This window comes from Alcanivorax sp. 1008 (assembly GCF_020667895.1).
Taxonomy (GTDB): domain Bacteria; phylum Pseudomonadota; class Gammaproteobacteria; order Pseudomonadales; family Alcanivoracaceae; genus PGZG01.
The window spans coordinates 124,382-137,313 of sequence record NZ_JAFMPS010000008.1 but is presented as its reverse complement, the minus strand read 5'-3'; the positions used below and the strand labels follow the sequence as shown (position 1 = coordinate 137,313).

The following is a 12,932-nucleotide window of genomic DNA, read 5'->3' as shown; positions in this document are numbered from 1 at the left end:
GGCGGGGCTTTCGCAGGACGGCGTCTATGCTACCTTTGCGGGCAGGGCAGAAGCGGGAAAGGGGCGATGCAGCTACCCGAGAAGGCCAGAGAAACCCTGGCGCGTGCGCGAGTACTGTTATTGGAGGACCAGATAGGGGTTAGTTGTGACTTCTACCATGTGCTGCAGCCGCTCTTTGATGATGTCTTGCTGGCGCACAATCTGGAGGCGGCCTCTGCGCTGCTGGCCAATGAGCGCGTTGATCTTCTCCTGACCGACGTCCAGCTGAGCAGGGAGAATGGTCTGGATCTTGTTTCGGCACTGCGGGCACAGGGCAATATGCTGCCTGTGGTTGTCATCAGTGCGTATGCGGAATCCGAGTATCTGCTCCGTGCTGCAAATCTCGATGTCCAGGGGTATCTGCTGAAGCCTGTCAATTTTACCAAGCTAGTACCGATGCTGGAAAAAGTGGCAGGGCTGCTTGCTGAAACGCTTGGGCGTGTGCGTCTCTTCCGGGGCTGTTATTACGATTCGGTCAGGCGTGTGCTGGTGCAGGACGGACGGCGTGTCGGGCTGGGTGAGCGTGAGCGTCTGTTGCTGGAGTTGCTGCTGAGCAGGGCTCCTGAGCCAGTAAGCCAGGAGGACATTGCGTCACACGTGTGGCGTGAAGCCAACATGACACTCCCCGCCCTGAAGAACCTTATTGGAGAGTTGCGCGACAAACTCGGTAGTGAGCGCATTGGCAATATTCGCAGACGAGGATGGTACCTTGATGCGCGCTAGACTATGGCTGTTGGCAGGGTGTTTTTTTGCGGTGCCAGCCACGGCGCTTGAACAGGTTGTGCTACAGCTAAAGTGGCATCATCAGTTCCAGTTTGCCGGTTACTATGTTGCAAAGGAGATGGGCTATTATCGCGATGCCGGCCTTGACGTGGAGATTCGTGCCGCGTCTCCGGAGCTGGATGTCGTGGATGAGGTCGTTTCTGGCAGGGCGCAGTATGGTGTGGGCAGTAGCAGCCTGCTACTGGACTGGCACAAAGGGGCTCCGGTCCGCGTTCTGGGCGTTCTGTTTCAGCATTCTCCGCTCGTTATTCTGGCCTTGCAGAGGTCAGATTTGCGTACGGTCCATGATTTGACTGGCAAGCAACTGATGCTTGAGCCGCACTCTGAAGAGATTATTGCGTACTTCCATCTCGAGCATGTCCCTGTTAATGATCTCGTATTCGAGAAGCACTCCTTTGATGTGGAGGCGTTGACCCGCGGCGATGTGGATGCAATGTCGGCGTATATCACTGATGAGCCCGCGGAGCTTGCGCGTCGTAGCATCGCCTATACGCAGTTCTCGCCACAATCCGCCGGCATCGACTTCTATGGAGATAACCTGTTCTCCAGTGAGCATGAGCTGAACAAGCACCCGCTCAGAGTGCAGGCCTTCTGGGACGCTACCCGCCGTGGCTGGCGTTATGCGATGGAGCATCCTGAAGAGGTTATCCGGCTGATTCTGGATCGCTACGCTACGCCGAAGGATGCCTATGCGTTGCGCTTCGAATATCAGAAGATGCGTGACCTCATGAACCCCGACCTGATTGACCCGGGCTACATGATCAGTGGTCGCTGGAAGCATATTGCGAGCACTTACGCATCATTGGGAATGCTGCCCGAAGGGGTGGAGGTAAAGGATTTCATGTACCTGCCCGAAGAGAAAATGGACTTCAGTCGATTCTATGTGCCTTTTGCTGTCCTGATTGCGTTAGCCGGCCTGTTTGGTCTGTTGGCTTTCTATTACGCGCGCATTAACCGCCAGCTGGACCAGCTGCTGTACTTCAAGAGTTACCACACCAATATCGGCCAGGCAGTAGCGACCATCACCCATCAGTGGAAACAACCGCTGAACGAGCTCGGCACGAGGTTGATGCGCCTGCAGTCCTTGTCTGGTTCACAGACCCCGGAGCAGGAACGGGCGTTCGATAGCTGTCATGATGTTATAGGCCACATGGCCGATACGATTGATACCTTTTCCAGCTTCTTGCGTGCTAATCCGGTGAAGATGTCGTTTGCGCCGGCTAAGGTCGTCAGTGAGGTGGCGCAGCTTTTCGACGGCAGCCTCGCGCGTCACGAGATCCGGCTGGAGATTGAGGGTGATGAGCAGGCGATGCTTGAGGGGGACCCGGCGGCGTTGGCGCACGTGCTGATGGTGCTGCTGGCCAATGCCCGGGACATCCTGGTGGAGCGGGGTACGCCACAGCCATGTATCCACATAACAGTCAGTGCACTGCCGCAGGGGGTGCGACTTCAGGTAAGGGATAACGCCGGAGGAATACGTGTGTGGCCTGTGTCGTCGGTGTTCCGGCTCGGCTTTAGCCGCAAGCTGCAACAGGGAGCGGGGCTGGGGCTCTACGTGGCAAGACAGCTGATCATGGAGCGCTTTGGCAGCGATATCAGGGCAACTAACCAGGGTGCGGGGGCCTGTTTTGATATCTGGTTGCCGTCGGCTACCCGAGAGGGCTAAAGGTGAAGGTAGTGTGAGAAAGGTCTCATGAAGGTCTCAGGCTTGCAGCACGCCCGGTTATTGCCTTACATATCAGAAATATTTTAGAAACAGATAGATAGGCAAATCCCCTTCCCGCAAGTACAGCTCTATCCCCGATATCCAGGGTAAAAAATCGTGATAGAAATCACATTTCCTTGATGGCCCGGCTAAAATTCGCTCAATCGGCAAATCTACGACAAAAGACTTGCCTGCATTCTGAGCGAAATACCCCGGGGATCAAGATGGAAAGCAGCCAGACACGGCGTCGTCTCATTGGTTATGTTCTTGGCCTGCTGGCCAGTGCCGGTATCCAGGCCGAGACGGTGACCCCACGGAGCGATGCCTCCGTGACAGACACCACCATGATTAACCTGCTCGCGGGTCCCGGGTTGTCAGTTTCGGCCCCCAGCTTTACCGGCACCGACGCGCAAGCAGGGCAGTTCTCCGGGTTTGCCTTTCTGCTTGGCAACGACTTTGACGAAGGAGTGATCCTCAGCTCCGGCAACGTCGTTTCTGTGATTGGACCCAATACTGCCGACAACACCAGTAATCGGATCAGTATATTCTCGGTGAACGACCCGGATCTTGGTAATGGCGTTTACGACCGGAGCAAGCTGAGCTTCACGGCTGTGCCGACGTTCGATGTACTGCTGCTTGATTTTGTCTTTGGTTCAGATGAATACACCGAGTATGTCGGCGACTCGTTCAACGACGTTGCCCGCATCATGGTCAATGGCACCAACTGTGCGCTGACACCCGCCGGTGACGAAGTACGCATCAACAATATCAATCCGAGCAGTGTCAATAACGCTGGCCTGTTCCTGAACAATGACCCGAATGACGGCGGGGTGGTGTTTGATACGGCGATGGATGGTTTCACCCGTCGCCTGAGTTGTCGTGTGCCGGTCATCCCCGGCTTGCCGGCCACCGTCACGGTAGGTACGGCAGACGTTTTTGATAACCGGCTGAACTCCTGGATTCTGTTCCGTGCGCAAAGCATGCGTTCGGAACCGGCAAATGATTTCGGCGATGCGCCGGATAGCTATGCGACATTGGCTGCTTCCGGCGGGGCGCGGCATACCATCGTTGAGGGTGTGCGTCTTGGTGCCGGGGCCGTGAACGGTGATACCGACGGCTTTGGTGACGGCATTGATGATGCGCCGGGGCTGGCCAGTGATGACCAGGACAATGCACTGGCAAGTGCACCGACGATTTCCTCTTCCTCGGCAACATTCAGCGTCAATACCACGGCAACGTCGATCAATGCGCTGTCGTCAACAGTGTATGGCTGGGTGGATTTTGACCGCGATGGTCAGTTCCAGGCGGATGAGGCATCGGCGCCGGTGAATGTGCCAGCCGGTAGCTACGAGGTGCCGATTACCCTTTCCTGGAGCAATATCGGTGGCAGCGGCCCAGACATCGCCAGCAGCGGCGTGTCGTACATGCGTTTGCGTATTGCCAACAGTGGTCTGGGCGCATCGGTATTTGCGGGCCCCCTGGCAAGTGGCGAAGTTGAAGATTATCGGGTGATCATTTCCGATGGCCAGTCGCCGTCGGCAGTGAGCATCTTGCGTCAAACACCGACCACAGAAGTCACCGCAGCAGACTCCGTGACGTTCCGTGTCACCTTCAGCGAGCCAGTATTCAATGTTGATGCCAGTGACTTTGTTGCAACCGGAGGCGGTGCTTCGGTGCAGGGGTTGAGTGTTGTTAGTGAAACGACCTTCGATGTCACGGTTAATGGCATCAGCAACCATGACGGCGTGGTCAGTCTGGCGCTGACTGGTGGCGCGAATATCGTGGACGCTGAGGGCAACACGCTCGCTTCGCTGGTGGCGGGTACAAACCAGACCTACACGCTCGACAACAGCTCCCCGACGGTCGCCGTGCAGGGGGTGCCAGCAAGTATTAACGGCTCTTTCACTGCGACGATACAGTTCAGCGAGCCGGTCACGGGTTTCGTGATTGGCGATATCACTTCGAGCAATGCCACCCTGTCAGCGTTTTCTGCTGTAGATGGCGATACTTACACAGTGCTGGTGACGCCTTCTGCGGAGGGCAGCTTCAGTCTTGATATAAACGCCGGCGTAGCGATAGATGCTGCCGCCAATGCCAATACGGCAGCAACACAGGCCACCGGCAGCTTCGACGTGACGCCACCGCTGGTCGTGATTCAGAACGTGCCGGCCAGCACCAATACTTCGTTCACCGCCACGCTGCAGTTCAGCGAGCCGGTCAGTGGGTTTGCTGTCGGTGACTTGCTTGCGGGCAATGCCACGCTGTCGGACTTCACCAGCGTGGATGCGGATACTTATACAGTGCTGGTCACGCCGACGGCAGACGGTGCGGTTAGTCTGGATGTCGGTGCGGCCGCTGCAACAGATGCTGCCGGGAATGGTAATACGGCGGCTGTTCAGGCAGCCGGTACTTATGATGCTACTGCGCCAACGGTTGTGATCCAGAACATCCCCGCCAGCACCAATGCAGCGTTCACTGCCACCATCCAGTTCAGTGAAGCAGTCAGTGGTTTCACCCTCGGTGATCTCAGTGCCGGCAACGCGACCTTGTCGGCGTTTTCTGCCGTTGATGGTGATACCTATACGGTGCTGGTGACACCGACAGCAGATGGCAGCTTCACCCTTGATGTGGGGGCGGCGGTGGCAACCGACGCTGCCGGCAATGGCAATCTGGCCGCGACCCAGGCAAGCGGAAGCTTCGATAGTACTGCGCCTGCCGTGGCTATCCAGAATGTGCCTGCAAATGCCAATGCGGCATTCACCGCAACGCTGCAGTTCAGCGAAGCAGTGAGTGGTTTCACCATTGGCGACATAACCGCCGGTAATGCAACCCTTTCTGCGTTCTCCGCCGTAGATGGTGACACGTACACCGTACTGGTGACGCCGGGCGTCGACGGCACCTTTACCCTTGATGTGGCCGCTGCCGTTGCCACGGATGTGGCCGGTAACGGTAATCTCGTTGCGACACAAGCGAGTGGCAGTTACGACGGTACCGCCCCCACGGTGGTGATCCAGAATGTGCCGTCTGACAGCAACGCGGCCTTTACTGCAACGATCCAGTTCAGCGAAGCGGTCTCGGGATTTGTTGTTGGCGACATTGCTGTCAGCAATGCGTCGCTCTCTGCCTTTACGGCTATTGACGGCGATACCTATACCGTCCAGGTGACGCCGACTGCCGAAGGCAGCTTTACGCTGGATGTTGGCTCCTCGGTGGCAACCGATGGTGCCGGCAACGGCAACACCGCCGCCGCTCAGGCCGTGGGTAACTATGATGTGTCCGCGCCGACCGTCGTTATCCAGGGGGTACCGTCCGACACCAATGTGCCGTTTACCGCCACGATTCAGTTCAGTGAAGCGGTGACCGGATTTGCTGCCGGCGATATTACTGCCGGCAACGCATCACTGTCGGCGTTCACCGCTGTGGATGGTGATACCTATACGGTACTCGTTACACCGACCGCTGAAGGGGCCTTTACTCTGGATGTGATTGCCGCTGTTGCTCAGGATGCGGCAGGCAATCCCAGCGCTGCGGCCTCGCAGGCGACAGGGAACTACGATGCCTCTGCTCCGACAGTGACGATACTCAACGTGCCGGCCGATACCAACACAGCGTTCACTGCCACCATCCAGTTCAGCGAATCGGTGACAGGCTTTGCGGTTGGCGATATTGCCGTCGGGAATGCATCGCTGTCCGGTTTCGCCGCGATTGATGGTGATACCTATACGGTGCTGGTGACGCCGTCTGCGGATGGTCCCTTTACGCTGGATGTGGGAGCGGCTGTAGCAACGGATCTGGCAGGCAATGGTAACCAGGCTTCTGCGCAGGCTAGTGGCACCTACGACGTCACTGCGCCGACGGTAGCGATCCTGAATGTGCCGGCGGAGACCAACGCAGCCTTTACAGCCACGATCCAGTTCAGCGAAGCGGTCAGCGGATTTGTGATCGGTGATATCAGTGCCGGTAACGCGACACTGTCGGCGTTCACTGCGGTTGATGGCGACACTTACACGGTGCTGGTAACACCAACGGCTGATGGTCCGTACACCCTTGATGTTGGCGCGGCGGTTGCGATTGATGACGTTGGTAACGGAAATGTTGGCGCCACCCAGGCCGCTGGCAGTTACGACAGTACGCCGCCGGCCACGCCGAGCCTTGATGCCGTTAGTGTCGATACCGGCACTGACGGGGCTGATGGCATCACGCGGGACAATACCTTGCTGGTATCGGGTAGCGGCGAGCCAGGCAGCACCGTTGAGGTCTTCCGTAACGGTGTAACAATTGGCACAGCAGTGGTTTCACCGCTGGGTCTGTGGACGCTGGACTATTCCGCGACGGCTTTGCCTGATGGCAGTTACGCACTGACGGCAATCGCCAGCGACAGCGCGGGCAATACCTCGCCGCTCAGTCCGGCATTTTCTCTGCGCGTCGACACTCAGGCGCCAGCAGCACCATCCGTTAGTGCGATCAGCGACGATACCGGTGCGTCGGCACTGGATGGCATCACCGCTGACAATACGTTGGTGGTTACGGGAAGTGCGGAGGCTGGCGCTTCCGTGGAAGTTTTCCTGGATGCGGTATCTGTTGGTGTCGTTACTGCGGATGGCTCTGGCGACTGGACACTGGACCTGACGGGAACATCCCTGTCTGAGGGTTCATACGCCTTGACAGCCATTGCCACGGATGCGGCGGGTAATACCGGCGTGAGTTCTGCTGCACTCGCAGTCGTGATTGACCTGAGCGCGCCTGTTGCGCCCCAGGTGGCGACAATCACTGATGACACTGGCGCATCGGCAACGGACGGCGTCACCCGTGACAATACACTGGTAATTGGCGGTGTTGCTGAAGCCGGTACCGCCGTGGAGGTGTTGCTTGGTGGTGCCAGTCTTGGCAGCACGACAGCAGATGCTGGCGGCAACTGGGTGTTTGATTACAGTGCGACGGCTCTGGCGGATGGCGACTATGCGCTGACGGCGCGTGCGACAGATACTGCTGGTAATGACAGCCCGCTGTCAGCGCAGTTTGCTGTGAAGATTGATACTGCAGCACCGGTTGCCCCGACGCTGGACCAGAACGGCCAGACTCTGGAAGACAACACGCCAACCCTGACGGGTACCGCCGAGGCGAACTCAGCTGTCACCGTGACACTGGGTAGCGGCGAAGTCCTGCAAACGGTCGCTGACGGATCGGGTGTCTGGAGTGTGACTGCCACGCAGCCAGTTGGCGAAGGGGTGCTGAGTGTTGCGCTGGTTTCGGAAGACAGCGCGGGCAACAGCAGTGCCGCCGCGCAGGGCGTCACGATTGATATCCAGATCAGCGAGCCGAACTCTGCGGTCACGGTGTTACCGGGCTCTCTGGCGGCTGACGGTATGGCCACGGCAACGGTCAGTGTGTCGGTGCGCGACACTCTGAATCAGCCGCAGGCCGGGCTGGTGCTCGTGGTGTCGCCCACCCTGGGTACCGTGAGTGCAGTCACTGACAATGGCGATGGCACGTACACCGCCACCCTGACGGCGCCGTTGGTCAGTGGTGCAGGTCTTGTGGTGGTCACGACGGGTGGCGAAGCCGTGGGTCAGCAGGCGGTCACCTTTACCCCGGCCGATGCCGACAACGATGGCCTCAGCAATGACGACGAAGACCTCGATGGTGACGGTGATCCGACCAACGATGATCTGGATGGTGACGGCATCCCGAACTATCTGGATGACGATGACGACGGTGACGGCAAGACCACCGACGAAGAGGACATCAACAACGACGGCAATCCGTTCAATGATGACTCCGACGGTGACGGCATCCCGGACTTCCTCGACGGCGATGACGACTCCAGTGACGGTACCAACGACAGTGACGGTGACGGCATTCCCGATACTGTGGAGTGTCCAACAGGCCTGCCGTGCCGGGACTCTGACAATGACGGCGTGCCCGATTACATGGATGACGATGATGATAACGACGGCATCCCCTCTGATGTGGAAGGTGAGACACGCGACAGCGACGGTGACGGCGTGCCGGATTACCGCGATCCGGATGACGATAACGATGGCTTGCTGACGATTAATGAGGATGCAGACGTCGATGGCGACGGTAATCCGTCAACTTCGCCGGGACCGGATTTGGATGGAGATGGTATTCCGGCATATCTGGATCCGAACGACGCTCTGCCAGGTGTTGGTGATACAGATGGCGATGGCATCGGCGACGATCGTGAATGTCTGGCAGGGGGGCGCTGTGAAGACAGCGATGACGATGGCCTGCCGGACTTCAATGATCCGGATGACGACAACGACAATATCCCGACGCGCGATGAGGACGTTGACAACGACGGTGATCCAGCCAATGACGACACCGACGGGGATGGCACACCGAATTATCTGGATCGTGATGATGACGGTGACGGCATTAATTCCGATCTGGAAGGCACCGGCGACAGCGATGGCGATGGCATTCCGGACTATCTGGATCGCGACAACAGCGGCGCTATCGACGGCAGCGGTGATAGCGACGGTGATGGCCTCAGCGATACCTTCGAGTGTCCCGCCGGCATTCCTTGCCGCGACAGTGACGGCGACGGCATCCCGGATTACATGGATGACGACGATGACAACGATGGCGTGCTGACCATCGACGAGGACATCAATGAAGATGGTGACGCCGCCAATGACGATATAGATGGCGACGGCACGCCGAACTACCTCGACCGTGATGACGACGGTGACGGTGTCGACACCGTGCTGGAAGGCACCGGGGATAGCGACGGTGATGGCATTCCGGATCACCTGGATCCGTCCGCTGGCGACAGTGATGGCGATGGTCTTGGTGACGGTATCGAATGTCCCACTGGCGTGCCTTGCCCGGACCTGGACGGTAATGGTGTGCCTGATTTCATGGACCCGGATGATGACGGTGACGGTGTGTTAACCGTGGATGAGGATCTGGACGGCAACGGTGACCCGCGCAATGAGGACAGCGACGGAGATGGCATAGCGAACTACCGTGACACCGATGATGACGGTGATGGCGTGGATTCACTGATCGAAGGCGCTGGCGACAGCGACGGCGACGGTATCCCGGATTACCTGGATCGTGACAGTAGCGGTGCGCCCGGCGGTGGCGACAGTGACGGTGACGGTATTGTCGATAGCGTGGAATGCCCCACCGGCATTCCCTGCCGCGACAGCGATGGCGATGGTCTGCCGGATTACCTCGACGAAGATGATGACAACGACGGTATCAACACTCGCGATGAAGATCCGGATGGCAATGGTGATCCGCTCACGGATGACACTGACCAGGACGGCACGTTGAATTATCTGGATGGTGATGACGACGGCGATGGTGTCGATACCAGTGTCGAGGGTACCGGTGACAGCGATGGTGACGGTATTCCCGATCACCTGGATCCGTCTGCCGGTGACAGCGACGGTGATGGCGTTGGAGACGGGCTGGAGTGCCCCACCGGTATTCCATGTCGTGATTCCGATGGCGATGGCATTGCCGATTATCTGGACGACGATGACGACAATGATGGCGTGCCGACGATATCGGAAGATAGCAACGGCGATGGTAATCCGCGTAACGATGATACTGATGGAGACGGTACGCCTAATTATCTCGATACGGATGATGACGGCGATGGTTTGCCGACCTCGACTGAGGGTGCTGGTGATCTCGATGGTGACGGTATTCCGGACTACCTGGATGCAGACAGCAATAATCTGGCGGGCACGGACGATGGTAGCGGCGACTCGGATGGAGATGGTCTGTCTGATGCACAGGAATGTCCGACGCAACCGTGTGCCGACGGCAACGAGGATGGCATACCGGACTACATGCAGAGACAGCAGGTCGGTAAAGTTCGTACCGCAATATCCGGTGTTGGCGCATTTGGCGGCTGGTTGTTCGCACTCATCGCCCTGCTGCTGCCACTGCGTCGCCGCCTTGGCGTTATGGTGGTAGTGCTGATGCCTTGGGTAGCGCAGGCATCACAGGAACCTGTGCGTTTTTACGCGGGTGCTGGTCTGGTGCGTAGCTGGCTGGAGCCTGATACCAGCGGCACCTCCTGGTCTGTCGGCGATGAAAATAGTCATGGCTGGGAGGTGCTGGGCGGATACCGTTTGCTCGACCAGGTGTCGCTGGAGGGTTTCTATTCCGACCTTGGTGCGGCAACACTGCGTGACCGTTTCACTGCTGCGCAAGAGGATGTTGTCTATCGAGTGTTTGGCGTTGCGGCTAACTGGTACCCGTTTCAGCAATCCTGGGCGGGGCAGGATTCGTTGAGGTGGTACGTCAAGGCGGGCCTCAGCAGCATTGACAACTCGACGGGAGCTAATGCCACCAAGGATTATGATGCGGTGCTCGCCATTGGCGCCGGCGCGGAGTATGAGTTTCGTGATCGCTGGCAGTTGCGCCTGTCTGCGCAGAGCCATGCCCGAGATGCACACGTGATTGGCTTGAGTCTTCTGAAGGCGTGGGGAAAGTCATCGTCGCCCGTAGTACAGGAACAGCTTGCAGAGCCGGTGGTGTTGGAGGAAGAACCTGAGCAAATCGTTTTGCCTGTGATTGCTGATGAGGATGGCGATGGCGTTGCTGACGAGCGTGATGCATGTCCCGGAACACCCGTGGGTATGGCCGTGAACGCAAACGGCTGTTCCGCTCTTGATATTACGCTCGACGGCGTCTATTTCTCGAGTGGCTCTGCGGAGCTGGAGGGGGCTTCGTTGCCTGTTCTGCAGAAGGTCGTGAAAAGCCTGAATGCCTTCCCTTCAGCACGGGTGGAAATCGGTGCTCACACCGATGCGCAGGGCTCCGATGTGCTCAACCAGAAGCTTTCCGAGAAACGTGCAGCATCCGTCAAGTCCTACCTGGTAGGGCAGGGCGTTGCGGCAGAGCGTCTTGAGGTGCGAGGTTACGGCGAAGCACAACCCATTGCGGACAATGGTACGGCGGACGGCAGGGCAAAAAACCGCCGCGTGGAGATGAAGCTGTTGCCATGATGTATTGGCGGTAAACATCATCAGATAAAGTCTGGTGATGTTCGCCGCCGACTGCTCTTTTCTGGAAAAATGCTGGAATCAGCTGGGGCTTGCTGGAGGGTATTTCTCTAACCTATTGAAAAATAATAGGCAATGTGAGTCTTTCCGGGATGTATGGACAAGTAGTTGGTACCAGAGGCCGGACTCGAACCGGCACGGTGTTGCCACCGGTGGATTTTGAATCCACTGCGTCTACCATTTCGCCACTCTGGCAAGTGGGGCGGCAGTATACCAAGCGCTGCGACGAATGCCAGAGGCCATGATTCCAATCTCAGGATCAGCTATCATTTGCGCCCTCTTTCCATGCCGGTAAAGCATGATGAACGTCGATGATTTTGATTTTGACCTGCCGGACGAGCTGATTGCCCGTCGGCCCGCCGCCGAGCGCACTGGTTCCCGGTTGCTGTCGCTGACTAGCGCTGGCATCGGCCATCACCGTTTCCCCGACCTTGTTGATTTTGTCCGTCCCGGTGACCTGTTGGTGTTCAATGACACCCGGGTGATCCCGGCGCGGCTGTTTGGTAGCAAGCAGTCCGGCGGCAAGATTGAAGTGCTGGTGGAGCGGATTACCGGGGAGCGCGAGGCGCTTTGTCATGTGCGCGCCTCGAAGGCCCCCAAGCCCGGCAGCTGGCTGGAGTTTGATCAGGATGTTCGGGCTGAAATGCGTGGCAGGGTGGGAGATTTGTTCCACCTGTTTTTTGCCGGGCCAGCCACCTTGCTGGACTTGCTTGAGCGTATCGGCCATATGCCTTTGCCGCCCTATATCGATCGCGCCGATGATGCCGATGACGTGGGTCGCTATCAGACCGTCTATGCTCGCCAGCCTGGTGCGGTGGCCGCTCCTACGGCGGGCCTGCATTTTGATCAGCCGCTGCTCGATCGATTGGCCGATCTGGGGGTGGAGCAGGCCTTTATCACCCTGCACGTCGGTGCCGGCACTTTTCAGCCGGTGCGCGTTGACCGGGTTGAAGATCATGTTATGCACAGCGAGTTGTATCAGGTGCCGGAAACCCTGCCTGAACAGATCGCTGCCACCCGTGCTCGCGGTGGGCGGGTGATTGCGGTTGGCACTACCGCGTTGCGCGCGCTGGAGTCAGCGGCCAGCTCTGGGGTGCTGCAGGCGGGGCAGGGGGAAACCTCAATCTTTATCTATCCGGGCTACCGGTTCCGGGTGGTGGATGCGTTGCTGACCAACTTCCATTTGCCTCGTTCCACTTTGATGATGCTGATCAGTGCGCTGGCGGGTCGCGAGCGAGTGATGGCGGCCTACGCTGAAGCAGTGCGTGAGCGTTACCGGTTTTTCAGTTATGGCGATGCCATGTTTATTGATGTCGCGGACGTTCTGAGCGACGACGCAACGGGCGCTTGAGCGC

At 58.3% G+C, this 12,932-nt stretch carries 4 protein-coding genes and 1 tRNA gene; 4 read left to right on the top strand and 1 reads right to left on the bottom strand.

All coding sequences use genetic code 11. From position 1 onward, the window contains the following. The first annotated feature begins 66 nt into the window (after nucleotides 1-66). The 3 genes from J1C54_RS10930 (at nucleotide 67) to J1C54_RS10920 (ending at nucleotide 11,520) form a co-directional block, all read left to right on the top strand. On the top strand, nucleotides 67-762 hold the full coding sequence (locus J1C54_RS10930) for a response regulator transcription factor (RefSeq protein WP_229147485.1): 696 nt from the start codon (nucleotides 67-69) through the stop codon (nucleotides 760-762). Beyond that, the gene (locus J1C54_RS10925; protein ID WP_229147481.1) at nucleotides 752-2,488 is read left to right on the top strand and encodes an ABC transporter substrate-binding protein; all 1,737 of its coding nucleotides are present in this window, start codon (nucleotides 752-754) and stop codon (nucleotides 2,486-2,488) included. Before J1C54_RS10930 ends, J1C54_RS10925 begins: the two co-directional genes overlap by 11 nt. A gap of 263 nt (nucleotides 2,489-2,751) precedes the next feature. Further along, a complete protein-coding gene (locus tag J1C54_RS10920; RefSeq protein WP_229147478.1) occupies nucleotides 2,752-11,520 on the top strand; it encodes an Ig-like domain-containing protein in 8,769 nt (2,922 codons plus the stop codon). 166 nt (nucleotides 11,521-11,686) lie between these two features. Here the strand turns inward: J1C54_RS10920 and J1C54_RS10915 are convergent. After that, nucleotides 11,687-11,772 (bottom strand) — tRNA-Leu (locus tag J1C54_RS10915). Nucleotides 11,773-11,878: 106 nt separating this feature from the next. Here J1C54_RS10915 and queA point away from each other — a divergent pair. Next, on the top strand, nucleotides 11,879-12,928 hold the full coding sequence (gene queA, locus J1C54_RS10910; RefSeq protein ID WP_229147553.1) for a tRNA preQ1(34) S-adenosylmethionine ribosyltransferase-isomerase QueA: 1,050 nt from the start codon (nucleotides 11,879-11,881) through the stop codon (nucleotides 12,926-12,928). Nucleotides 12,929-12,932: the final 4 nt, after the last annotated feature.

Coding starts and splice junctions, on each gene's coding strand:
- J1C54_RS10930 (WP_229147485.1), top strand. CDS start 67: ATGCAGCTACCCGAGAAGGCCAGAGAAACCCTGGCGCGTGCGCGAGTA.
- J1C54_RS10925 (WP_229147481.1), top strand. CDS start 752: ATGCGCGCTAGACTATGGCTGTTGGCAGGGTGTTTTTTTGCGGTGCCA.
- J1C54_RS10920 (WP_229147478.1), top strand. CDS start 2,752: ATGGAAAGCAGCCAGACACGGCGTCGTCTCATTGGTTATGTTCTTGGC.
- queA (WP_229147553.1), top strand. CDS start 11,879: ATGAACGTCGATGATTTTGATTTTGACCTGCCGGACGAGCTGATTGCC.